The sequence below is a fragment of the uncultured Rothia sp. genome (assembly GCF_963544205.1).
Classification (GTDB): Bacteria; Actinomycetota; Actinomycetes; order Actinomycetales; family Micrococcaceae; genus Rothia.
The window spans coordinates 1-25,273 of record NZ_CAUUDY010000004.1 but is presented as its reverse complement, the minus strand read 5'-3'; the positions used below and the strand labels follow the sequence as shown (position 1 = coordinate 25,273).

Here is a 25,273-nt window from a genome sequence, read left to right as displayed (position 1 = left end):
TTAGCTCTCCTTCTTCTCATCAGAAGCAGACTCGTCAGCCTCCGCGGCGGCACGCTCTGCACGGCGACGCTCAGCAATGCTCAGCTGCTTCTCCTCCGGGCTGCGGAGGCGACCGGCACCACGGTACAGCGGCGTAGCGCCCAGCGACTCAGGCGACAGGCCTGAGTGGCGGTGACCCTCACCGAAGTAGCGGGTATTCGCCAGCAGAGTCAGCGCCGGGTGGGTGAACAGGTACACGACCACAAGGTCAGCAATCGCAGTCAAACCGAGGGTGAACGCGAAGCCCTTCACCGAACCAACCGACACCACGTACAGCACCACAGCAGCCAGCAGGTTCACAGCCTTCGACGCCAGGATAGTGCGGGATGCACGCTGCCAACCGTGGTTCACCGCCGACGGGATCGTGCGGCCCGCACGGATCTCATCACGGATACGCTCAAAGTAGACGATGAACGAGTCAGCCGTAGCACCAATCGCCACAATCAGACCCGCCACACCAGCCAGGGACAGGCGGTAGTTCAACGCCCAACCCAGCAGCGCAATCGCCTCATACGAGATGATGCCCGCAACCACCAGCGACGCAATCGTCACAAAGCCCAGCAGACGGTACTGGAACAGCGAGTACACGAACACCAGCAGCAGACCAATCAGACCGGTCAGCAGACCCACACGCAGCTGCTCCGAACCCAGGGTCGCAGAAATCTGCTGCTCCGACTGGATCGTGAAGCTAATCGGCAGGGCACCGTACTTCAGCTGATCGGCAAGAGCCTTCGCCTCCTGCTCAGTGAAGTTACCGGTAATCTGCGGCTTACCATCAGAAATCACAGCCTGCGACACCGGCGAAGACAGCACCTTACCGTCCAGCAGAATCGCGAAACGGGCACGCGCATCAGTTGCGTTCTGTGCACGAATCGCGTTCAGGCGAGACGTAATGTTCTGGAACTTCTCACGAGCAGCATCGTTGAACTGAATGTTCACAGCCCAACGACCCGTGGTCACGCCCTGACCGCTCGTCTCCTGCGAGTGGCTTGCGGTCGAAATATCGCTACCGTTCAGCTCCACAGGACCCAGAATGTACTTCTCATGACCGTCAGTGGAACACGCCACCATCGGCTTAGTCGGATCGGCGCTATCGGCGTCCTCGTTACGCGCCGCGGTGCAGTCCTTCGCCTCGTACTGCTTGTACAGGTCCGGAGTAATCCAGTTGCGGTCCGAACCATTAGTCGGCTCCGCAGACGGCTTGGGCAGCTTATCGTCCGCAGTGCGGGCATCCTCAGCCACCGCAGTACCGGCACCAGAGACCAGCACCGGGCGGAACGTCATATTTGCAGACGCCTGAATCAGCTGACGAGTCTCAGCGCTAATCGTTCCGGGAACCGAAACAACCACGTTATTACCCGAGCCGAAAGAGGTGGTAACCTCCGCCTCCGACACGCCGGCACCATCAACGCGCTGACGAATAATCTCAACCGCCTGGTTCAACTGCTCCTGGGAGACGTTCTCATCCGAAGAGCCATTGACCTTCGGAGAAAGAATCATCTGAGTACCACCCGAAAGGTCCAGGGCGAGCTTCGGTGCCCAAGAACCTCCCGAGTAGGTGCTGCCGAAAATACCGGCAGCCATAACAACCATGAGCAGGACCATCGAGAGGAGCGCCCCTCGCGCGGCTGCAAGCGGTGAACGCTTAGCCATAATGTTCCTTCTTCGTGTGAATAGTATTGAGTGTTCTACAGATTCCGTAACGCGAAAACCCGACGCCGCTCACTGGGCGCCGGGCTCATACGCGCTGAATTACTTAGCAGTATCAGAAGAGGTATCGGAAGCGGGAGCTTCGGATGCGGTAGCCTCGTACACGTCCTCGGTCAGGGGTGCCGCGGGGGCTTCCTCCTCAACAATGGCCATAATCGCGTTCAGTGCCAGGGTGATAACAACACCGTCCGCAATCTGAAGCTGCAACTTGTTGTTGTCGAGGTCGGTGCTGACGACGGTGCCGTAGATACCCGAACCGGTCATCACCTGGGTGCCGGGGACGAGAGACTGCTGCATTGCGCGCAGTTCCTCCATCTGCTTACGCTGACGCTTCTGGGCGGAGAACATCATCCAAGCCAGCAGCGCCATCATGGCAATCATAATCAGGAGGTTAAAATCCATGGTCTCACTTTCACATCCGCACCCGTGCCGCTCACCGCGAGGGTTGAGCGTACCAGAAGGTGTGGAATCGTAGATACAGTACGTATCCATCCTACGCGAGAGCATGGGCTTTAACGCCCCGAACCAGCGTTTTTGTGAGGTTTACCTGAGTTTTGGACTCTCTCGGCGTAATTTTATGTCGCTGATGAAGCGCGGCAGAGCCCGTTGGAGCCTGCAAAAGAGCTGCCGCGCCTGCTGAAGAGTTGCAGAGAGCGCACAGAAGAGCCCGCGGGAGGCGAACACCTCCCACGGGCTACTTACTGTATGTCTTATCGGGTGTCTTAGCCGGATGCGTTAGCCGGATTCTCTGACCGGCACGGTCTAGCACGGGTCTAGAGCTGAATCTCCGGCGCCTCCAGGCCGAGGTGCTCCCACGCCGCGGGCAGAGCCACACGACCGCGCGGGGTGCGGCCAATCAGGCCCTCACGCACCAGGTACGGCTCGGCAACCGTCTCCACGGTCTCCGTCTCTTCACCCACCGCAATGGCGAGGGTGGACAGACCCACCGGGCCGCCGCCGAACTTGTGAATCAGCGCCTCCAGCACGGCACGGTCCAGACGGTCCAGGCCGCGCGAATCCACCTCGTACATGTCCAGGGCGGTTGCGGCATCACGCGCGTTAATGCGATCCACGCCGTTCACCAGCGCCCAGTCACGCACGCGGCGCAGCAGACGGTTCGCAATACGGGGCGTACCGCGGGAACGACCGGCAATCTCCGTGAAACCCTCGGAGGTAATCTGCATATCCATCAGACCGGCGCTACGGCGCAGCACCAGCTCCAGCTCCTCCACCGAGTAGAACTCCAGGTGACCGGTAAAGCCAAATCGGTCGCGCAGAGGCCCGGGCAGCAGGCCCGCACGGGTCGTCGCACCCACCAGGGTGAACTGCGGCAGCTCCAGCGGAATGGAGGTCGCACCCGCACCCTTACCGACCACAATGTCCACACGGAAATCTTCCATCGCCATGTAGAGCATTTCCTCAGCCGGGCGGCTCATACGGTGAATCTCATCCAGGAACAAAACCTCACCGGGAGTCAGCGAGGACAGAATCGCCGCCAAATCACCCGAATGCTGAATCGCCGGGCCCGAGGTGATGCGCAGCGGCGCCTCCATCTCAGCCGCAATAATCATCGCGAGAGTGGTCTTACCCAGACCGGGAGGGCCCGAGAGCAGCACGTGGTCGGCGCTACGGCCACGCATCTTCGAAGCCTCCAGCACCAGGGACAGCTGCTGACGCACACGGCGCTGGCCCACAAAGTCGTCCAGGGACTTAGGGCGCAGTGCCGCCTCAATCATCTTCTCTTCGGGCTCTTCTTCCATCGCAACGAGGCGCTGGGCGGGAGCTGAAGACGCCTGAGTGCCGGGCACCTGGCCGGGAAAATACCCGCCAGAGAGCTGCGGCTCATAGGGATTCTGGCTCATAGAATTCTTCTTTCACAAAAGTTTGAGTGGGATACATCGAGCAGGGCGCGCCGTCTAGTGGCGGCCCACCGTGTTCTGAGTACCCAAGGAGGCGAGCACACCGCGCAGAGCCACACCCACCGGCTCAGTCTCTGCGGCAGGGTTGTGCTGCACGTAAGCGTCAATAGCGGCGGAAGCGTCCTTCTCGCTCCAGCCCAGAGAGGTGAGAGCGTCAAGCACCTGCGGCTTCCAGACAATGCCCTGGCTCAGCGGCAGCTCATCTGTCTGGCCATCGCTGAGAATCAGCTTGCCGGCAAGCTCCAGCACAATACGGCGGGCACCCTTCGGGCCAATACCGGGAACCTTCGTGAACGCCTTATCGTCACCGGTCGCCACGGCGCGCTCCACCTCAGCGGCAGTGTGAACACTCAACACCGCCAGAGCAATACGCGGACCAATACCAGAAACCGAAAGCATCATATCGAACACTTCACGCTCGGCAGGCTCCGAAAAACCGTACAGAGTCATCGACTCTTCACGCACAATCATGGTGGTCAGCACGGTAGCTTCCTCGCCGGTGCGCAGCTTGGAGAGAGTACGCGCGGTCGCGTACACGAGCATGCCGAAACCGTTCACGTTAATCACCGCGTGATCAAGGCCCACCTGAGCCACACGACCGGTCAGGGATGCAATCATTTCTCTCCACCTTTCAACACCGCGCCCAGGATTAGGGATCGCGGCAGTGTGAGGGCACCGGGCACTCCGGCACCCACAGAACGCACTCCCCCAGTTCAACGGGGAGACACTACAAGTATATTAGAATATTTCTTCTGAAATCAAGCATATATTCGAACTTCTTAGCGAATACCTGCGCGCGCTCAGAAGACTCACACACGCCCCACCAGTTAACGGCGAGCGCGCGCCTCCGCTTCCATCCAGGCACGCTGCGCCGGAGTCAACGACCCACCGCGACGCGCCTGCGCCGGGCGTGAACCCTGGTGAGTCTGCGTCTGAGCAGACATATTGATGCCCGAACCAATACCGCCGCCACGCCAACCGTGACAGATCGCAATCGCCAGGGCATCGGCAGCATCGGCGGGCTTCGGCATGGAATCCAGACCCAAAATGCGGGTCACCATGCGACCCACCGACGCCTTATCCGCGCGGCCGCTACCGGTCACCGCCGCCTTCACCTCCGAGGGGGTATGGAAGAACACCGGCACGCCGCGCATTGCCGCGGCAGAAATCACCGCACCCGAGGCGTGCGCCGTACCAATCACCGTGTTCACCTGCTCCTGCGCGAAGATACGCTCAATTGCCAGGGCATCCGGCTTATAGGTGTCCAGCCAGTGGGAGGCGGCGTTGAAAATCCAGAGAATACGCTGGTCCAGGGACTCCGCCGGGACCGTACCGGCAACACCCACGTTCACGAAGTGCGCCTTACGGTCGGCGGTCATATCGAGCATGGAGAAGCCACAACGGGTCAAACCGGGGTCAACACCCATGATGCGGGTGGCACCCGGCACGCGCTCCACAGCGGCGGCGGTACGGTTCTCACGCATGCTATCGCGTGCGACAGGTTGAGCGGCAGCCATCATCTCCCCTTTCGACAAACTCCCTAGAGAATCTCTAGATTCCAGTCCTCCAGAATCCTAGCACCCGGCACCGGGGCACGCCACGGGAACGGTCACCGCAAGTACGGTACTCCGCGCGCCCTCAAACGCAACATCCCCAGACGCCAAGAAGCCACTCCCCCAACCAGCCAGCCATCGTGCGGCGGCTCGGTCAAAGGAGCGGCTTCTTCAAGCATCAGATATCAGAATCCGAGTGATTACTCAGCTTCCAGCTCTGCCATAACCTCGTCAGAGACGTTAGCGTTCGAGTAGACGTTCTGAACGTCGTCGAGCTCTTCAATAGCGTCTGCCAGCTTCAGGAACTTCTTAGCGCCCTCAGCGTCCAGGTCAACCTGCATGGTCGGGCGGAAGACCGGGTCATCGTTGTTGTACTGCAGGCCAGCCTCGTCCAGTGCCTTACGGATCTCGGGCAGGTCGGTTGCTGCGGAAACAACGGTGAACACGTCGCCCTCGTCCAGAACCTCTTCAGCGCCTGCATCCAGAACAGCCATCAGAACGTCGTCCTCGGTCAGACCGTCAGTCTTGGTGACCTCAGCAACGCCCTTACGCTCGAACAGGAACGCAACCGAACCCTGGTCAGCCATGGTGCCGCCGTTACGGGTCACAGCCAGGCGAACCTCAGACGCTGCACGGTTACGGTTATCGGTCAGACACTCAATGTACAGAGCGGTACCCTGCGGGCCGCGTGCTTCGTACATGATTTCGGTGTAGTCAATGGTCTCACCGGTCAGGCCAGCGCCACGCTTGATTGCGCGGTCAATGTTGTCGTTAGGAACGGAGTTCTTCTTCGCCTTCGACACAGCAAGGTCAAGAGCGGGGTTACCAGCAATATCAGCGCCGCCCATACGTGCTGCAACTTCAATTGCCTTAATGAACTTCGCGAAAGCCTTCGCGCGCTTAGCGTCGATAGCGGCCTTCTTGTGCTTAGTAGTCGCCCATTTAGAGTGACCCGACATTCGTATCTCCCTTAGTCAAAACCTCTGCACGGACACGGCGAAACGCCCCGCGCACTGTACTATAACTCAATCAACTATACCGTAGCGGAGGCGCACACCACCTCAAAAAGTGCACGCCACCGCCCGGAATAGGTTGCTAGCGGGGGCGAGACGCAGCCGAAGCGCGTGCCTTCTCCACCAGCGAGTCGTCAATCGTGTTCGGCGTGAACTCGCCAAACTTACGCTTTGCCGCCTGCTCAATCAGGTAGTCCGAAATCTTCGGGTTCTTCGGCAGCAGCGAACCGTGCAGGTAGGTGCCAATCACGTTGTGCACGCGCGCACCCTCGTACGTATCGGTCACGTTGTTGCCGTCGCCCTTAGTAACGGTCGCCAGCGGGGTGCAGCCCTCGCCCAGGTAGGTCAGGCCCGAGTGGTTCTCAAAACCAATCACGGTGCCGAACTCCTCAGACTCCTCAACAATGTTGCCAATCAGGCGGTCATCGCCGCCGACCGTGTGCGCATCAAAAATGCCGATACCCTTCAGCACCTCACCCTCACGGGTGCGGAACTCCTTGCCGAACAGCTGGTACAGGCCGCAGATGACGAGCATGGGCACGCCGTCCTCAGCCAGCGAGCGCAGGGTGTCACCATTCGCGTGCAGGTCGTCCTGAATCACGGACTGGCCGGAGTCCTGGCCGCCGCCGCCCAGAATAATGTCAACATCCTGCGGGAAGGGCTGACCGGGGTTGTGGTCCAGAATCTGCACGTCAAAGCCGTGTGCCTGCGCGCGACGAGCCAGCGCCAGGGTGTTGCCCCAGTCGCCGTAAATGTTCATGTCGAGCGGGTACAGCTGCAGGATGCGCAGAGTCTTACCGTTATTGGGGCCTGCCGCGGGGGTGCCCTCAAAAGTGTGAGTTGCCGTCATTAGGAGACCCTCTCAACGTCAGTAATCTTTGCGAGCTCTTCACGCAGAGCCAGCATTGCGGTGTAGGTGCAGAAAATACGCATGGGCGCAGTGCCGCTGGAGGCAATGAACTGCTTGAGTGCATCGGCGAGGTTCTCGTTGACTTCATCGACCTTCACGCCGTCATGCTCCAGGCGCAGCGCCATATCCCAGGCACGCACGCCCGAAACCATCTGCACGCCGGTCTTCTGCAAGCTATCGAAGTCGACATCCCACAGCCACGACACGTCACGACCGTCAGCATACTGGTCGTTAATCGTAATCATGGTGGCGTAGTCGTCAGCGTTCGCGCTCGCCAGGGACAAGCGGAAACCGCTCGGGTTCTTCACCAGCAGCAGCTGCAGCGGGCGGCCGTTCACATTCAGGGTCTCACCGCGACCAAAGGCGGGAGTAATCTTCGCCAACTCCGCGATGAGCTTATCTTCGTTGAGCTTCTCGCCCATGACGGCGCGGGTCAGCGCCATAGCGCCAGCCGCATTGAAGATGTTGTAAATGCCGTAGAGGTTAATCTCACCGACTCGCTCCACACCCGCCAGGTCGAACGTAGCGGAGGTGCCGGAGAACGCGGTCAGGGTGACGTCTGCCTCGGGCAGGGTTGCCTTCGCGACGGTGCCGCCGCGCATCTCATCATCCGAAGGGAAGTACGAGCGCAGGGACTCATCCAGGCCGTAATACTTGACGGTCACACCCGGCTGCACGTTCTCAGCGAGGGAGCGGATGCGCGGATCCTCACGGTTGAGCACCACGGTACCGGTCGTTGCGGAGGCGACGGTCGCCAGCATGCGGCGGGTCGTGTCAATCTCACCGAAGCGGTCCAGCTGATCACGCAGAACGTTCAGCAGCAGAGCGTAGTCGGGCTTGACTGCCTTGACGAAGTGCACAGCGTGCGCCTCGTCCAGCTCAAGCACAGCGATATCAGCGTCAAGCTTGCCACCGAGGGTCATCTCGCCCAGCAGTGCCGCGGCAACACCGCGCACAAAGTTCGAACCGGTGCGGTTAGTGAAAACCTTCAGACCCTGAGCTTCAAGCAGCTGCACAGCCATCTTCGTGGTGGTGGTCTTACCGTTCGTGCCGGAGACAACAACCACGCCGTAGGGCAGCTTCGCGAGCTCTTCAGCGACGAAGTCGGGGTGCAATTTTTCCATGACAAGGCCGGGGAAGGCGGAGCCGCCGCCGCGAAGCTTAGTCGCGGCGCGTACGCCCTGGCCGAGAAGACGAATGAGGGGTTTGGACATGCTTACCATTTTAGTACACGCACGCCAGCGGCTGATTGGTCCGCCGGGCTCGTTCGCTCATGCCGGACGGGGCGGGGTTTTGGTACGTGGTAGTGAAATGAGGCGCCGGGGTTTTCGAGCTACGGGCTTTGGAACGGCGCGCAGGGGCTTGGAGCCGTGAGCCCTCTTAGAAGAGCGAGCCCTGCACCCTCACCCGCGTAAACTCCTGCGCCGGCTCCACCAGCACATTCCGCCACGCGGCAGTATTCACCAGGAACGCCGCGTCAGCATCGCCGGTGTGGGCGCTCAAAAACTGACCCGCCGCACCCGTGCAGAAGAAACCAGCCGAACCGCTCTCCAAGCCAGGGTCACACGGTGCCAGCGGTTCGGGTGACTGCGCACGCAACGCCGCATAGGGGCGGTTCATGGCGAGCGACGGAATCCACGGCTCATCCAGGGCGGTGAGCGGCACCTCCGGCTCGGTGCGCGCAAGTTCGGTGAGCGCTTCGCGGGCGCGGGCGACCGCCTCCTGATGGGCAACACGAAGCTGCGCGCCGGGTAGCGGGTTCGTCCAAGCGCGGTACTTGCTCGCCACCTGCTTGACCTGCGGAATCTTCGCGAGGGCGGTCACGGCGTCCTCGGCGCGGCGAATGGCAAGGCCGTCAGGTGCGAGCGCAATGTAGGTGGCGGTGGCGACCGCCTGCTCATCCAGGCGGCGCGGGGTCGAGTGCAGGGAGCTGGTGCCGACCTTGTGCGTGCCGTCGGGGAAGGTCGCGATGTAGAGGCGGTGCTCCAGCATGGCGTAGGCGCGCATGGATTCGGTGAGCGTTCCGGGGTACAGGTGCGCGCTGTGCAGGGCGGTAAATTCGTCGCGGGCGGTGCAACGCGGGCACTGCTGGCCGCGGTGGATGCGGGTGCCCTCGGGGCAAGGTACGCGGCGGATTCCTGCGGAGGCTCCCCCAGTCTCGGGGGCGGCATCATTGCTCGTGCCGGTGGTGTATCCAGCGCAGTAGCGGTAGAGTTCACCCTCGCTATCGCGCGGAATGCGCAACCCCAGGTAGGCGCCCGGGGTCAACGGAATCTGCACGCGAACCCCGCTCGGGCGGTAAACCTGCGGGGGGCTGCTTTCCTGGATAGGGGCGCTCTCCCCGGCCGCTTGAGATGCCCGGTTATGAGCTCCTTCCGCAACCCCGCCGGACACGACGGGCTCCACCTCGATGAGCGGGCGGCGGTTGGACCAGCGGATTTGCCTCCAGATGAGCAGCTGCGGCGCACCTGCAGAATCACCGGCGGCGGCCTCATTACCGGTAGTGGCATCATGACCAGCGGCAGGCGCAGCAGATGCACCGGGTACAGCCTCGTCGAAAGCCTTCTCAAGCAGGTTGGGGTAGTCCATAGCATTCCACTCTAGCGGACCGAAGTTTCTAGCGGCGCTGTCCCCCTAGCTGAGGCGAGCAAACCCCTCCGCAATAGCCACACGCATGTCGTCCAGGGTGCGGGACATGGTCTTCGTCTGAGCGATAATCGGCAGGAAGTTCGTGTCACCACTCCAGCGCGGCAGAATGTGCTGATGCAGGTGATCAGCAATACCCGCGCCACCCACCTTGCCCTGGTTCATACCGATATTGAAGCCGTCGTTATGCGACACCTCGCGCAGAACCTTCATCGCAAGCTGGGTCAGCTGCGCAATCTCAATGGTTTCAGCCTCGGTCGCATCATCGTAGAACGGGATGTGACGGTACGGGCAGACCAGTAGGTGACCGGGGTTGTACGGGTAGAGGTTGAGAATCACGAAGGCATGCTCACCGCGGTGCACAATCAGCGACTCCTCGTCACTGCGGCTGGGCGCAGTGCAGAAGGGGCAGGTCTTCTCGGTGTAATCCTTCTGGCCGCCGCTCACGTAGGCGGTGCGGTGAGGGGTCCACAGGCGCTGGAACTGGTCCGGTGCGCCGGGCAGCTCGAAGGAATCCTGCACCGAGGCTGCGGTGCCGTGCTCGGGGGTCGTGTTCTCGCTCATAGTCCCATTCTATAGCCCGCACGCGCTGACGGGAATGCCCCTCCGACATGCGGGCTACACGCGAGATACCCCCAGGCTATCCCTGCTTCTCCAGGTGAACGATGCGGGTGGCGCCCTCATAGGTCATGGGGAAGCTCAGCACGCCGTTCTCCATGGTGAATTCCTTGGTTTCCTTGTCGGAGGCGTACGGCGCGTGGCTCAGCTTCGCGCGGTCCACACGGGAAATGTAGCTGAAGTTGCCGTCTTTCGCCTCGAAGGTACCAACCCAGAAGGGGGTCGCCAGCTCTTCGTGGTTCAGGTGGTAGGTCACCTCGATGACGCCGTCGTGGATAACGGCGTCCATGTAGTTCTCAAGGTTGGTGGAGTCCTGCTGAACCCAGGTGCCGTCAGCGCTCGCCGTCGAGCGGGTTGCGAGCACGGAAGAGGGCACAGCCGTCGCGTCAGATGCGGCGGTCGCGGCAGGCTCCTGGTCGCTGGTGTTGTCCGGTGCGGGGGTCGCAGTGGGCTGAGTTGCGGTCGGGTGAATCGACGGGTCGTGCGAGACGCTAGCCGCCGCCTTGATTCCGGTGCTAGCGTCGCCGGGGGCGGGAACAGCGCTGGGTTCAGCCGTTTCAAAAGCTGCGGGGTCAACAACCGCACTTGCGGAGGCGTTATCCGGCGCGGATGCGCATGCGGTGAGGGAGAGCGCGCCGACGAGTAGAGCGAGCGCGCCCAGGGTGGACTTAGGTGCCACGAACGTGTCCTAACAGTGTATGTGTTTGAGTGAGTTTGTGAGTTGAGTGACGCCTCCCCGTGAGTGAGGTGGGGATATAACGAAACCCCGTAGCGCGTTGGGCTACAGGGCGTTCGATAACCGGCACGGTAGATAGTTTATAGGCTCTGGCTAGGAGTTTCACTAGTGACAGTCACTTTTAAAAGATAGTTTGGTCACATTCAACCTTTAGTTGAGGTGTTTTCCGCATGTGCAGCCTTCAATTTGCGCTCTGCCTGGGTTATTTTTGCATCGACAAGGCAAAATATCCTGCTCGGCGGCATATGCGGGGCTTGATTCCACCTTCACGTGGGCTCGGCACCCAAACCCACCGCCACAACGTGTGGGCGGTGTGGGTTTGAGTGCCGAGCCTCAACCGAACTGCCATATCTGCGCTGATGCCTGCGCCGATATCTTCACTGCCGCCCGGCTACTGTGAGCAGGCTATGTGTGAGCGGGCTACTGCTTGCGGGAACGCAGCGAGAACTTCTCACGAATAATCGTGAACGTCTGGCGGGTCTCCTCCAGCAGAGCGACCGGCTCCTGCTCACGCACCGCAACCTCATGCGAAGCCGAAGGAGCAGAAGCCTCGCCGGAATCATCAGCCCGTGCAGCGCGTGAGGTGCCGGTCGAAGTAGCAGAACCAGATTCGGCAGCGGCGAAACCGGTGCTACGTGCCGCCTCTGCCTCCGAAGGCACCGGATGCACGCCTTCCTCATCCACGACCTCACGCAGCGTGCAGTCGTGGGCTTCACGGCGCGCATACTCACGAGCTAGCAGGGCACGCAACTCAGAAATCTCCTGACGAAGATCGTCCACGTCAGCCTTCGTGGCGGGGTGCTCCTGTTCCTCCATTCCCCCGATCTTTTCGATAATCCAGCTGGCGAGCGCACCGGTCGCGACTGCGACCATACCCACGCCATACAGCATGACGACCACGGCGATAACCCTGCCAATACCGGTAATCGGGTAGACGTCGCCGTAACCGACCGTGGCGAGGGTCGTGAACGTCCACCAATAGGCGGTGGGCAGGTCACGAATCATCGACCCCGGCTCGGAAGACTCCACCGAATAGATCGCCAGGGCGAACATGATGATGAAGATTGCGGTGTAGCCGAAGAGCTTCATCGCCAGCTCGGAGAGCCGCTTGTATTGGCGGTTGGCGGTCAGGTGAATCATGGCGAGGAAGCTGACAATACGCCACGCCGGCAGCAGCACAATCGCCAGGTTCATCAGGTTGTGCGTGATGAAGTAGAGTCGCCGCGGCGCCAGGTACAGACGCACACAGTAGTCGGCGGCGAATAGGCCCCACAGGATTAGCTGAATGATATTGAGGTACCCGTCATACGGTTCCTGAATGCGCGTGCTCATGATGGGCGCGGCGAACGCGAGCAGGTACAGCACGGACGCCACGAACATGGGTGTGGAGGTGCGGTCCTCCCACGCCGCCAGGTTCTTCTCGCCGCGGTTCTTGCTGAGCGTGCGGAAGAGGCGGGTGCGCGGGGCGCGACGCGGCGGGTCCGTGACGGTGCGGGTGACCGTGCGAATGGTCGTGGTGTGCGTTTCAGGTTCGCCCGCGTCGATGATTTCGGGGGCGCCATCAGGGCTACCCTGGGTGCCCTTCTGGTCGCCCTGCTTGCCGCGCGGGTGATGCGTGGTGCGGGTGATGCGGCGTTCCTCGCGGTGCGTGCCGTCCGGCGCATCGGTGGTGGCGTACTCTTCGACGACCTCTTCATAGTCGTCGTCAGGGTCCAGGTCGGTGGAGTATACGGAGTGGGTGCTGTCCAGGCGCATGGCATCTACCTGGACGGTGTTTGCTGCTGCAGGGCTCGCCTCAGTTTTGGCTGCGCTAGTTTCTGCCGGTGCCGCCTGGGTATAACCAGCCTGTGCCGTATTCTCTGCGGCGGCTTCAGATGCAGAGGTTTCAGATGCAGCACTTTCAGCGTGCACGGGGGCATCACCCGTCGGGCTGCTCGACTTATTGGGCGTTGTACTGTTCGCTGCCGTGTTATCTGTCTGGTTCTGTTCCGCCTTATCCATAGTGTGAATGATACTCTGCCTTGCAATCCTCGCCCGGTTATTTCTTTGCGCTGTGCTCTTTGCGCGGTGGTCTTTACACTGTGCCGCAGTTTTTGCACGGCGAGCATTTAACCTGACACAATATGTGGTGTACCAACCACTGTGGCTGTGCTGCTGACGTAGCGCTGCTGCCCCGCACATCGGAGTGCCCATGACTCACCAGCACACCACTTCCTCTGCTTCTCGCCCCGTCTTCTTCCGCCAGCTGAGCTTCCGTCAGCTGGGCGCTAGCCTCTGCCTGTCGGGTGCGCTCGCCGCCGCCCTGGGTGGGTGCGCCACCTTGAACTCCTCCCCTTCTGCTTCTGCTGAGGCTTCGAGCGAGCCGACCGCGGTGAGCCACGCGACGGCGCCAGTACTTCAGGATTCTGAGGGTTTCCGCCTGTTTACGGGTCGCGGCACCGTTGAGGAGGCGGTCTTTGAGGGCCCGGCGGCTCCCGCTACTTATTCGTATGTGGAGTTTGAGCGTCGCGGTGAGCCTGAGGGCACCATGAAGGTTTCAGTCGCGGACGGTTCGGGCACTCAGGTTGATGTGGTTGCTGGCGGTTCGGGTGAGGGTGCAGGCGTGTGGGTTCGCAATACAGTCAGCACGACGGCACCTAGCCCTTCTAGTACCGGCCCTTCTGGTTCCGCGAAGTCTGCCGGTGCGGTGAGTGTGCCGTATAGTTCGGCGCGTGTGACGGCGTCGACGTCGCAGCTGACTGATGATGCTCAGTGGATGGTGTCGGTCCGTGCGGCGGGTGTTGATTCTTCGGGTGAGTTTGTGGCGCCTGATGGTGTGCCGTTGACGAGTCAGGGCGCTGAGGTTGGCGAGATTCAGATGCAGGGCAGCCGCGGTTTTGTGCACGATACGGCGGCTGACGGCGGTTCGGTTGCGGTGGAGAACCGTTCGGATGTGAAGATGACGGTGTATTGTGCGGGTGTGGACCGTAAGGAGCGCAGTGTGCCTGCGGGTGGTCGCGTGTTTGTGGAGGATTTGGGTGTGCGTGCTTCGGTGGGCTCTCCCCTGTTCTGTGGCGTAGTGACGCCCGATAGCACTGCCAGCTGGAATGTTACGGCGCTCGGCGGGCGTGCCTAAAAGCTCGACGCAGCGCCATTCAACGTAACGCCAATAAATCCTGCACAAGGGAAAACTAACGGACCTTACAACGATTATCTTTTGTATTAGAGGTATATTAAGAGCGGACTACCCGCCGTTATTAATCAATGGAGATACCTATGACCGCTCAGTCACCCAACCATATTCAGGTTGTAGTGCCCAAGTTCTACGAGTTCATTCCGGCTATTCTGAACTACCTGGCCGACGGCCGCGAGCGCAGTAATAAGGAGATTTATGCCGCCGTCGCCGAACGTTCCGCACTCTCTCCTGACCAGATGAAGGAGCTTATGTCGAACGGTCGACGCCTCGTGTATGTGGACCGCATTAGCTGGGGTTTGACCTACCTCAAGCAGTGGGGAGCCGTCGAATCGCCGGGCCGCGGCCGTCAGAAGATTTCAGACGAGGGCAAGAAACTTACCGCTCAGTATCCTCAAGGCCTCCCTTCTGAGATTGTCGCGGAGATTGTTCGCAGTGTTAAGTCGAATTCCGCCTCGGGAACCCCGAATCAGCTGTCTAAGAGCGGCGCGAAGAACAACGTACCTAATGTAGCCCTCAGCACATCCGAACCGACGAACGTAGATGAGAGCACTCCCCAAGAGCTCATTGATGAGAGTATCGCTCAGCTGGAGTCTGCGCTCGTGCACGATATTCTGGAGCGCGTACGTTCCATCTCTCCCGATGCTTTTGAACAACTGGTGGTAGATGTTCTGCTTGCCATGGGATACGGCGGTGCCGAAGAGCGTGGTATCGTCACTCAGACATCCCGTGATGGCGGTATCGATGGAGTCATCGACCAGGACGCACTGGGCCTGTCAAAGATTTACGTTCAGGCCAAGCGATACGGTGAAAAGAACACCGTAGGCCGACCGGCTATCCAGGAGTTTGTCGGTGCGGTACATGCAGAGGGCACACAAGGTGTTTTCATCACCTCGAGCTCTTTCACCACCGATGCTCGAGATTTCGCCAAGAAGCTCAGCGGCAGCACCTCAGTGGTCCTGGTAGATGGTGATCAGCTGGCCCGTCTTATGGTGAAGTATGGTATCGGGGTGCAGGTGGAACGAACCTACACCCTCAAGAGGATTGACGAGGACTTCTTCGACGAAGCCTAAATTATTACAGCAGCGTGGGGTGGAGAGCATGTAGCTTTCCGCCCTACGTTTTTCTTTATCTTGCTAGCTGGAATGTTACGGCGCTCGGCGGGCGCGCCTAAAAAATTCCAAATCGGTCTGCGAGCAGGGTAGCTGTCTCCTTCAGGCTCATACAAAAACCCACGGGAGACCAATAAATACAAGGGAAAACCAGATTAATACCCGGCATATGATGACCGCCCAATATGGTGACAAGTAGTCGCCAAGCTTAGCCATAACTAACCAGAAAAGACGGCGTTCAAAGGAAGATACTGGAATAAGGACAGCATTCGCACACCTGTCACCAGTAAGGAAGCAAGATCATGACCGTCGTGTCAAACACGTCCGAAGCACTCAAGTCCCCCTACGAAGACACCCTCAAGCGCCTACTCTCTGACGCGCGCGCCGAGGCAGTCGAATCCAGCGTCTCCGAACTCGAACGCCTGGCAATCTCCCACGACGCATCCCACTACCTGCTCGTGCCCGCCGGCCTGATCCGCCCCGACTCCGCCGAAGACGTCGCAAACATCTTCCGCGCAGCCGGCGACCTCGGCCTGCCCCTCACCTTCCGCTCCGGCGGCACCTCCCTCTCCGGCCAGGCAAGCGGCGACGGCCTCATGGTCGACACCCGCCGCCACTTCAAGAAGATTGAGGTCCTTGAAGACGGCAAGAAGGTTCGCGTGCAGCCCGGCGCGACCATCATGATGGTCAACAACTACCTGGCACCCTACGGCTACAAGCTCGGCCCCGACCCGGCATCCTGGTCCGCATGCACCATCGGTGGTGTGGTCGCGAACAACTCCTCCGGCATGTCGTCGGGCACCAAGTACAACACCTACAACACCCTGGACTCCATGGTGTTCGTGCTGCCCAGCGGCACCATCATCGACACCGCTGAGCCGGACGCCGACCAGAAGCTGCGCTCCCTCGAACCCGAAATCCACGAGGGCCTGCTGCGCCTGCGCAAGCGCGTGCTCGAGAACCCCGAGTCCATGGCGAAGATTCGCCAGCAGTACTCCATGAAGAACACCATGGGTTACGGCCTGAACTCCCTGGTCGACTTCGAGACCCCCGTGGACATTCTGCAGCACCTGCTGATCGGTTCGGAGGGTACCCTCGGCTTCGTTGCTTCGGCAACCTACCGCACCCTGCCGATTCTGAAGAACATTTCCACCGGCCTGCTCGTGTTCGACAACCTGATTGACGCGGCACGCTCCGTGCCCGAACTGGTTGCTAACAAGCTGGCAACCGTCGAGCTGATGGACGCCACCAGTATTCGTGTGGCTCAGCGTACCGGCCAGGCTGCGGAGGCACTCGCCGCCATCGACGTGAAGGATCACGCCGCGCTGCTGGTTGAGTTCCAGGGCAACTCCGAGCAGGAGCTGAACGACCTTGCCGCCGCCGCAGCGCCCATGTTTAAGAGCCTGCCGGTGGCTTCGCCGGTGTCGATGACCAGCAAACTGTCCGAGCGTAACGCACTGTGGGCTGCACGCCGTGGCCTGTACACCACCGTCGCTGGTAACCGCCGCTCCGGCACCAACGCACTGCTCGAAGACGTGGTCGTGCCCGTCGAGGTTCTGGGTAACACCTGTAGCGACCTGACCAAGCTGTTCGACGCACACGGCTACCAGGACTCCGTGATCTTCGGCCACGCGAAGGACGGTAACATCCACTTCATGCTGAACGAGCAGTTCCGCGACCCGAAGCAGCTGGACCGCTACCGCGACTTCACCGAAGAAATGGTTCAGCTGATCCTTTCCGCTGACGGCTCGCTGAAGGCTGAGCACGGTACCGGCCGTATCATGGCGCCGTTCGTGAGCCGCCAGTTCGGTGATGAACTCTTCGACGTGATGCGCCAGATTAAGCGCCTCATCGACCCGAAGGGCTTCATGAACCCGGGCGTTCTGCTCGCTGAGCCGGACACCGACTACGTGACCGACCTGAAGGTCGCCGAAACCGTTGAGGAAGAAGTCGACCGTTGCGTGGAGTGCGGCTACTGCGAGCCTGTCTGCCCCTCCCGTAACCTGACTTTGACCCCCCGTAAGCGTATTGTGTTGCGCCGTGAGATTGCTGCTGCTGAGGCGAACGGCGACCACGAACTCGCTGAGCGCCTGCGTAAGGAGTACGAGTACTACGGCATTGAGACCTGTGCTGTGGACGGCATGTGCCAGACCCGCTGCCCCGTGAACATCAACACCGGTGACCTGATTCGCCGCCTGCGTTCCGAGAACCAGGACAAGCTGGCCGCTACCGGCTGGAAGATCGCCGCACAGCAGTGGGGCATCATGGATAAGGTTGCCGGTAAGTCCCTGACTGTGGCTAAGAAGCTGCCGTTCCCCGTGGTGCACGGTACCACCAACATTGCCCGCAAGGTCATGGGCGACGACATGGTTCCTTCCTACAAGAAGGACCTGCCGGTCGGTGGCCCGGCACGTAAGCCGCACAAGGACGCAACCGCTGAGATTGTGTTCTTCCCCGCCTGCGTGAACTCCATGTTCGGCGGTGTGGACGGCGACGGCAAGCACGACCCGGTCAACGCAACTCAGGCGTTCATCCGCCTGTGTGAGCGTGCCGGCGTGAAGTACCGCATCCCGGACAATATTGGTGAGATGTGCTGCTCCACCCCGTGGAAGTCGAAGGGCTTCACCGACGGCTACTCGATCATGAGCGACCGTGTGCTGAAGTCCCTGTGGGAGGCTACTGACGGTGGCCTCCTGCCGGTCGTGTGTGACGCTTCGTCCTGTACTGAGGGCCTTGAGGTGATGCGTGAGAAGGTTATTAAGGCGCTTGAGCACAAGATCGTGAACGGCCTGAAGCCGGGTGAGCCGGACTTCTCGCGTCTGCGCATGTACGATGCGGTTCAGTTCGCCGCCGACAACATGCTGGATAAGCTGACCGTGTCCGCTCCTCTGCCGTCGGTTGCTCTGCACCCGACCTGCTCCATGACTCACCTGGGTACTCAGCCTGCGTTTGAGAAGATTGCGAACGCGATGAGTGACGACGTGTACGTGCCGAAGCACTGGGGTTGCTGTGGTTATGCGGGTGACCGCGGTATGCTGCACCCCGAGCTGACTGCAAGCGCTACGGAGGCGGAGGCTACGGAGCTGAGCGAGCAGAAACAGTTCGCCGCATACATTTCGGCTAACCGCACCTGTGAGCAAGGTATGACGGAGGCGACCGGCCACACCTACCAGAACGTGCTGCAGCTGCTGGAACGCACCACCCGCTAACAAGGGTTGAGCGCATAAGCTGACAAAAGAAGGGACCCGGCGGGCTATCTTATGTGATAGCCCGCCGGGTTCCTTCTTTGTCTGTTTCGGTTCGTCTAGGCTCTTCTTTAGGCAGTGACCAGGTGGGCTCCAAGTGCGTTCTGCGCCACTGCCTGCACCGGGCTCAAGTCGCTTTCTAGGACGACTGAGCCGTTCGGAATCATCTGTGCGTACTGCAAGAAGGTGCCAATTGTCAGGTCTTCGTGCGCGGTTTCCGGCTGGGTCACGCCGGATGCGCTCGCTACGGTTGTTACGCCGCGTGAGTCTTGTCCGAGGTTTCGTACGCGTTCGGCTTGGATAATCTGGGCGTAGAGCGTTCCGTTGATTTCGGTGACGATGATGACGGCTGATTCTCCGGCGACGTTACGGGAGCGGCGGAAGACGTCAGCGACTTTCTCGCCGGGTGCGGCGGGGATGACGTGGCATTCTCCTCCGGCACGTTGAGCCGCTAGGGCTACAAGTGCGCGGTGTTCTGGATTGCGGCGGGCAGACAGGTTGAAGCGTCCCGCGATGCGAGCTCGTTCTTTCATCACTTCAATGCTTGCCATTCTTCAATCCTTTCAAATGCGCCTTCCACGATAAAGGCTGTTGCTTCTTCGTAAGCGACGTTGCTTTCCATAATACTATTCAGGGGCCGGTTCTCTTCGACTACGGAACGGTCGCTGCGGTACTTGTAGCGGTGGTAGTGGAAGTTCCGGTGAGAGGAACAGCCACGAATCACCTGCCAGTACTGATCCTGTGTCTTTTCGTCGCGGCAGGATAGGGCGATGCTGAAGTTGTACGCCATATCCCGCGCCGGGTCAGTAGCGCTACAGGTTGTGTGGCGGTCTGTGATGCGGAGGGTGTTCTCATCGTCGAGGTATGAGATGACGGGAGGGTAATCCCAGGTTTCACGGCAGCTGGGGCACCGACAGTAGAATTTCTCACCGGATGTGAGGCGTTTCTTTTTCGCCATGGTTGTCGCTCCTTCATGTGGGTATATGAACCCTACCGTGATTTTGAGGAGCGTGTGCGCCCCGTTCGGCAATCTGTGGAAAACTAGCCCCGGAAGCAAGAAAAAGACTACATGTGGAAAACAGTGCAAGCTACCTTTGGGCTATGAATTCATAAGGAGGACCCGGCGGGCTATCTTATGTGATAGTCCCGCCGGGTCCTTACTGTATGTTTTACGCGATAATCTTCAACCTATCCAGTATATATGTACCGTAAATTTACACTACCTGGTATTGGATAGATATTTACTTACTTAAGCCATACATAAATCCATATGTTCCGGAATCCAAATCTTTATTACCCTTGCCCGTAATCCTAACCCCTGAATCCAGCATCTCTCTATAAAACTTATGGACAATCATGCCACGGCGTTCATTTTTATTTTTTAGGCGAGACTCAACTTCTTTTTTAGTCAACCTAAACTTAAAATGATTTCTGAGTGATACCTTCGAATTAGACCTAACTCTATTCAAAGATTCCTGGAACGAAGAATATATACCAGACTCTTGGCTCTCCTCCTCGCCCTTACCATAACTTAAATCATTCCAAATATTCCGCCGCATGAAATAATATCCACCACCATACTCATCTTCGCCTTCATCTTCATATTCATACCCATATCCATATCCATATTGAGGCGTATATTTAATATCAACAATAGATTCATCACCCGAGAACATTCGCTCACTATTCAATGAATACATAAAATATCTATACATCCAGAACTCTCCCGAAAATTCTTTTCCACACGAGCAGAGCTTCTTATGCCAATTTTTATCTTCGACATACTCACTATCACTTTCTCCACACGTAATATAGTGACTTCTCCACAAAATTTTTGCCGAGTCCTCCAGAATATCATCAAAGCAATCGAACTTACGATAGTAAACCATTGTAGCAAGTATCATATTTATATCATCAATTCCAGAGGAAATAATTGCTTTACAAATCTCTTTTACCTCAAGGTTACTCATATGATTCTTATCGTAATCGAATACAATAAATAGGTTCAACAGTGAATGCAATTCCTGACTATGCCCCTGGTCTAGAATATCCCCAATCCTGCTTGAAAGATTTTCAAATGCTTTTGAAAAATATTTAGCAACACTCTCGCGAATTGATTTTTTAAGCCCCCAATTTTTATAACTGGTATCAGCAGCTGCTAGGTCAACCATAAACTGCGAGAAGTCAATGTACTTCTGAGTAATTCTAGGATACAATACGCAGACATCCAGCAGTTTTTCAAAAATACTCAAATCTGTAAAATAATTTGGTTCAACCAAAATTCTCTGAAGGGACTCAACCTTTTCTTCATCGGTCTCAAAAACTCTATCCATTAATGAGTTGATAGAGCCATCCCGAATACTTGAAACCAAAGCAGGAATCATTGCCTCTAAGCTACCTTCGATTCCTTTACCCTCCTCCGATACACAATAATCAATAAACTGATATATTTGACGCCTAATAGACAACTCTACATTTTTAATATTTTTAGATTGTATATCTACTTCATAACACAAAGGAGATGAATCAAAATAATTAAGTATATTTTTATAGCTAGCTTCAACAAATGGAAAGCTACCGCATTCCGAAGATATCTCAGACAAACTTAAAGAATACTTATTACTCAAATCATGGACCAGGCGCTTAATTTCCATCAGCTCATAGTCAGTATCATACCCAAAAGTTATTTTATCAAATTCTCGAGAGAAAGATAATTTTTTTTCTGAAAGTAATTTCTCGTCAAACTTACACATATACATTTCAGCAACAATCCGGCTTACAAGAGTTCCAACTGGTATACCATGCGTTTCTCCATTTTGGGAAACCCTCATCAGGAGGTCGAGTTTATTACCAAAATTTAAGTCACTCACATAACCAGGTTTAGCATCAGCCGTTGAACTTTTTTTATTCAAGCTTCTCTTAGCCTCTAATTTTCCACCCATAATCCATTCAATACTATGAGTATATACAGAGCGGGGAAAATCTTGAATTTTTACTGTAAATCTCTTACTTTTTCCAATTAGTAAATCAGCTTTAATTTCATCTTTTACATAATCATCATAAACATCATTTTCAAAAAATTTAGAAATAGAATTCCTATTATCAATAAAATAATCAATTATTTTATCGCGGTTCTTATCTATATAGAGAGAAGTATTTGCATATGAGAATAGATTTGGTAATTTGTACTTAATTCGACCCCCAGAGCCATCAGGGGCACTATAGAGTACTGGAGTAGTCCATTCATTTAATGCATCAACTGAGCCTGCTGAGTTATTTTTATAAAAATAATTCACCTTAGCCTGATGAAGCCATTCATTAAAATTGTCTAGATTAAATATGCCTCCTGATATTTTAGTCACTTCCAAGTCATGATTGGACATGTATCTGCGTATATTTTGCATAGTATACTTTCCATACATCTCCTTCCCTTGCATACCGAAATTCTTATATTCAATAAAACTATTCAAGAATTCATTAAGATACCCCTGGCGGATTAAGCTCTCCGTGTCCAAGAGTTCCATGTAGTAAACAATCATCCCTACTTTAGGTCCACATTTTGAACATAGACAATCTTTAATGGTGTTAAAAGCATCTTTTGATGTGTAATTCTCCTGCAAATAAGGTGGGATGCTTAAAGCAACATACTTATCCAGGAGTCGGATAACACTATCCCTTTTACAATTCAATGTACAAGTATCGAGTACTTCCATCCAATTTTCTGTAGATAGCGCATTATGCAAATCTTCTACATTATACCCGCCCCAAGATAGACTCAAATCACTATCTGAACTTTCTTTTAACGTTTCAAGAATAGTTTCCTTTTTTATAATATTTGTCACATATTGAGGGAAATAAGTTTCTTTTTTATTATGCCTAATATACAATCCTCCAGCTGGGGTATCAATAACTTCATCAAACTCAGGAGAGGTACTACTCTCCACCTTATCTTGTTCCGCCACGAACTATTCCTTCACTGCTAAAGACCTACAATACTAAAATTAAAATATTAGTTATATTTACCGGTACTCCTCCTAGGTTTTGCATATCCTACCTCTTGGCATTAACCCACTGCGCTACATGCCTAGCATTCAGACATCCTTATCCGAATCGTACAATTACCGGCACCTCCGAACAGCAACGAACGTTAGCGCCATCACTTACATTAGCATGACGATACTCACCCGGACTAGGGAAAACTCCCCTCACAACACAACTTTCTACGCCCACCCGCTCTTCCCCACTTTCGCCTCCTCAAAGCGCACAAAGAAACTACCCCCCCTCCGCAGCTTGTCGCCGCAGGGGGTCTATATATAGGCTCGGTGCCAGTTCGCCAGCTTAGCTGGTCACAGTCAACCGCAGTCAGCCCGCACCGGCCACACCTACCAGAACGTGTTGCAGCTGCTGGAACGCACCACCTGCTAACAGAGCTAAGCGCATAGCAACCGTATAAAGAAGGGACCCGGCGGGCTATCTTATGTGATAGTCCACCGGGTCAGATGTTGTCTGTTACAGCACCTATTTTCGACTATTAAGTAGCCCAATAATCAATACTGCTATTGAGATGCCGTAGAGAATTCCAAGCACTAGGTCGCTGACATTTGACACTACGTTCAAGATAATTGCCAGGATCAAGAACATCATCCCAACAGGAACATACTTATTCGACTTCATACGCTCGTGCTCCCTCAACAATCAACAGCGATACATCATTTTCAAAGCCATCCAGCTACCCATTTTCTGAATGACCATGGACGTTCGCCCTACTACCACGCTAGCACTCTGGAGCTAAAAAACTCCCCCACAACACAACTTTCTACACCCCACCGCACTCCCCCACCCGCGCCTCCTCAAGACACAAAAAACCACCCCCTCCGCAGCTTGTCGCCGCAAAGGGAGTGGTTTCTATATATGAGTTAGACCAGAAAGCCTAGTACTACTCAGCAGCCTCAGTGCTGGGCTTGGGGTCTTCGTTCACGCGGTTGCGGATATGCTCCACAATACGCGCCACAGCCTCATCCACAGGCACACCGTTCTCCTGCTTGTTGCCGCGGAAACGGAACGAAACAGCGCCGTGCTCCGCATCCTCACCGCCAGCAATCAGAATGAACGGAACCTTCTCGGTAGAGGCGGTACGAATCTTCTTCGTGAAGCGATCCGAACCGTAATCCACCTCAACACGCACACCGTGAGCGCGCAGCTTATCCGCGATCTCGGTCATGTAGTCGTTGAAGGCCTCAGCCACCGGAACACCAATAACCTGAACCGGCGAGAGCCAAGCCGGGAACGCACCCGCATAGTGCTCAGTCAGCACGCCCAAGAAGCGCTCAAGCGAACCGAACTTTGCCGAGTGAATCATCACCGGCTCCTGCACGGTACCGTCAGCAGCCTGGTACTCCAGACCGAAACGGCTCGGCTGGTTAAAGTCGTACTGCACGGTCGACATCTGCCAGGTACGGCCAATCGCGTCCTTCGCCTGAACCGAAATCTTCGGGCCGTAGAACGCAGCTCCACCGGGATCCGGAACGAGCTCCAGGCCGGTCTCCTTCGCAACCTGCTCCAGAACCGCGGTAGCCTCTTCCCACTGCTCATCAGTACCGATGAACTTATCCTTCTTATCGCCCTCAGTGTCGCGGGTCGACAGCTCAAGGTAGAAGTCAGTCATGCCGAAGTCCTCAAGCAGGCTCAGCATGAACTTCAGCAGGTGACGCACCTCGTCCGGTGCCTGCTCCTTCGTCACATACGAGTGCGAGTCGTCCTGAGTAATCATGCGCACGCGGGTCAGACCCTGCAGCACGCCCGACTTCTCATCACGGTACACGGTGCCGAACTCGAAGAAACGTAGCGGCAGCTCACGGTACGAACGGCCACGAGAACGGTAAATCTCGTTGTGCATCGGGCAGTTCATAGCCTTCAGACGGTAGTGACCGTTATCCAGCTCCATGGGCGGGAACATGCCATCCGCATAGTACGGAAGGTGACCGGAAGTGTAGAACAGGTCTTCCTTCGAAATGTGCGGGGTGCTGACGTACTGGAAACCCTCCTGAATGTGGCGGGTACGCACGTAGTCTTCCATCTCGCGCTTAATCACGCCACCCTTAGGGTGAATCACCGGCAGGCCGGGGCCAATGTTCTTCGGGAAAGAGAACAGGTCCAGCTCACGGCCCAGGCGGCGGTGGTCGCGGCGCTCCGCCTCAGCGATGCGCTCCTTGTACGCCACCAGCTCTTCCTTAGTCGGCCATGCGGTACCGTAAATACGCTGCAGCATGGGGTTCTTCTCAGAACCGCGCCAGTACGCGCCACCGGCACGCATCAGGGCGTAACCGTTAGCAATCAGCTTGGTGTTCGGCAGGTGCGGGCCGCGGCAGAGGTCCTTCCAGACGGTCTCGCCGGTCTTCGGGTGCACGTTGTCGTAGATGGTGATTTCACCCTCGCCGACCTCCACGGATGCGCCCTCGGCAGCCTCCGCACCAGAACCGGGGCCCTGGCTCAGGGAAAGCAGCTCCAGCTTGTACGGCTCGTTCGCCATCTCAGCAACAGCCTCGTCGTGGGTGACCACGCGGCGGCGGAACAGCTGACCGGACTTGATGATCTTAATCA

At 57.1% G+C, this 25,273-nt stretch carries 19 protein-coding genes; 3 read left to right on the top strand and 16 right to left on the bottom strand.

Annotated features, from left to right (window positions below; all coding sequences use genetic code 11):
• From secD to RWZ58_RS03460, 12 genes are all read right to left on the bottom strand, one after another.
• Complete coding sequence (secD, locus tag RWZ58_RS03515; protein ID WP_314657442.1) at nt 1-1,692, bottom strand: protein translocase subunit SecD; 1,692 nt, start codon at nt 1,690-1,692, stop codon at nt 1-3.
• Between the two features lie 99 nt (nt 1,693-1,791).
• Complete coding sequence (yajC, locus tag RWZ58_RS03510) at nt 1,792-2,151, bottom strand: preprotein translocase subunit YajC (RefSeq protein WP_314657440.1); 360 nt, start codon at nt 2,149-2,151, stop codon at nt 1,792-1,794.
• Nucleotides 2,152-2,522: 371 nt separating this feature from the next.
• Entirely contained in the window at nt 2,523-3,509 is a 987-nt protein-coding gene (gene ruvB / locus RWZ58_RS03505) for a Holliday junction branch migration DNA helicase RuvB (protein WP_210398797.1), read from the bottom strand.
• Nucleotides 3,510-3,665: 156 nt separating this feature from the next.
• Nucleotides 3,666-4,286, bottom strand: coding sequence for a Holliday junction branch migration protein RuvA (gene ruvA, locus RWZ58_RS03500; protein ID WP_005505871.1), 621 nt, complete (start codon nt 4,284-4,286; stop codon nt 3,666-3,668).
• A 209-nt stretch (nt 4,287-4,495) separates the two neighbouring features.
• Complete coding sequence (gene ruvC, locus RWZ58_RS03495; protein ID WP_314657588.1) at nt 4,496-5,185, bottom strand: crossover junction endodeoxyribonuclease RuvC; 690 nt, start codon at nt 5,183-5,185, stop codon at nt 4,496-4,498.
• Between the two features lie 236 nt (nt 5,186-5,421).
• Nucleotides 5,422-6,180 (bottom strand): YebC/PmpR family DNA-binding transcriptional regulator, encoded by a 759-nt coding sequence (locus RWZ58_RS03490; protein WP_313968884.1) that lies wholly within the window; start codon nt 6,178-6,180, stop codon nt 5,422-5,424.
• 136 nt (nt 6,181-6,316) lie between these two features.
• Nucleotides 6,317-7,084, bottom strand: coding sequence for a glutamine amidotransferase (locus RWZ58_RS03485; RefSeq protein ID WP_314657437.1), 768 nt, complete (start codon nt 7,082-7,084; stop codon nt 6,317-6,319).
• Nucleotides 7,084-8,367 (bottom strand): Mur ligase family protein, encoded by a 1,284-nt coding sequence (locus tag RWZ58_RS03480; protein WP_070604348.1) that lies wholly within the window; start codon nt 8,365-8,367, stop codon nt 7,084-7,086. Before RWZ58_RS03480 ends, RWZ58_RS03485 begins: the two co-directional genes overlap by 1 nt.
• Before the next feature lie 157 nt (nt 8,368-8,524).
• Nucleotides 8,525-9,733 carry a hypothetical protein gene (locus tag RWZ58_RS03475; protein WP_314657434.1) on the bottom strand — a complete coding sequence of 403 codons (1,209 nt, stop codon included), beginning with the start codon at nt 9,731-9,733 and terminating at the stop codon, nt 8,525-8,527.
• A gap of 45 nt (nt 9,734-9,778) precedes the next feature.
• Complete coding sequence (locus RWZ58_RS03470) at nt 9,779-10,354, bottom strand: HIT domain-containing protein (RefSeq protein WP_314657432.1); 576 nt, start codon at nt 10,352-10,354, stop codon at nt 9,779-9,781.
• Nucleotides 10,355-10,430: 76 nt separating this feature from the next.
• A complete protein-coding gene (locus tag RWZ58_RS03465) occupies nt 10,431-11,087 on the bottom strand; it encodes an aspartate ammonia-lyase (protein ID WP_314657430.1) in 657 nt (218 codons plus the stop codon).
• A gap of 477 nt (nt 11,088-11,564) precedes the next feature.
• On the bottom strand, nt 11,565-13,145 hold the full coding sequence (locus tag RWZ58_RS03460) for an ion channel (RefSeq protein WP_314657428.1): 1,581 nt from the start codon (nt 13,143-13,145) through the stop codon (nt 11,565-11,567).
• A gap of 190 nt (nt 13,146-13,335) precedes the next feature.
• Here RWZ58_RS03460 and RWZ58_RS03455 point away from each other — a divergent pair, with 190 nt between their 5' ends.
• The 3 genes from RWZ58_RS03455 to RWZ58_RS03445 all read left to right on the top strand — a co-directional run bounded on the left by RWZ58_RS03455 (nt 13,336) and on the right by RWZ58_RS03445 (nt 18,637).
• Complete coding sequence (locus tag RWZ58_RS03455; protein WP_314657426.1) at nt 13,336-14,259, top strand: hypothetical protein; 924 nt, start codon at nt 13,336-13,338, stop codon at nt 14,257-14,259.
• A gap of 140 nt (nt 14,260-14,399) precedes the next feature.
• Entirely contained in the window at nt 14,400-15,389 is a 990-nt protein-coding gene (locus tag RWZ58_RS03450) for a restriction endonuclease (protein ID WP_314657424.1), read from the top strand.
• Nucleotides 15,390-15,730: 341 nt separating this feature from the next.
• Nucleotides 15,731-18,637: an FAD-binding and (Fe-S)-binding domain-containing protein gene (locus RWZ58_RS03445; protein ID WP_314657422.1), complete on the top strand. Its 2,907-nt coding sequence runs from the start codon at nt 15,731-15,733 to the stop codon at nt 18,635-18,637.
• Nucleotides 18,638-18,744: 107 nt separating this feature from the next.
• Here RWZ58_RS03445 and RWZ58_RS03440 read toward each other — a convergent pair whose 3' ends face one another.
• The 4 genes from RWZ58_RS03440 to thrS all read right to left on the bottom strand — a co-directional run.
• Entirely contained in the window at nt 18,745-19,224 is a 480-nt protein-coding gene (locus RWZ58_RS03440) for a hypothetical protein (RefSeq protein WP_303982654.1), read from the bottom strand.
• Nucleotides 19,206-19,631, bottom strand: coding sequence for a hypothetical protein (locus tag RWZ58_RS03435; RefSeq protein ID WP_303982651.1), 426 nt, complete (start codon nt 19,629-19,631; stop codon nt 19,206-19,208). Before RWZ58_RS03435 ends, RWZ58_RS03440 begins: the two co-directional genes overlap by 19 nt.
• A gap of 283 nt (nt 19,632-19,914) precedes the next feature.
• Nucleotides 19,915-22,635 (bottom strand): RNA-directed DNA polymerase, encoded by a 2,721-nt coding sequence (locus tag RWZ58_RS03430; protein ID WP_303982648.1) that lies wholly within the window; start codon nt 22,633-22,635, stop codon nt 19,915-19,917.
• 974 nt (nt 22,636-23,609) lie between these two features.
• Nucleotides 23,610-25,273 (bottom strand): threonine--tRNA ligase (thrS, locus tag RWZ58_RS03425; RefSeq protein ID WP_314657420.1); only part of this gene is annotated, 1,664 nt, incomplete at its 5' end.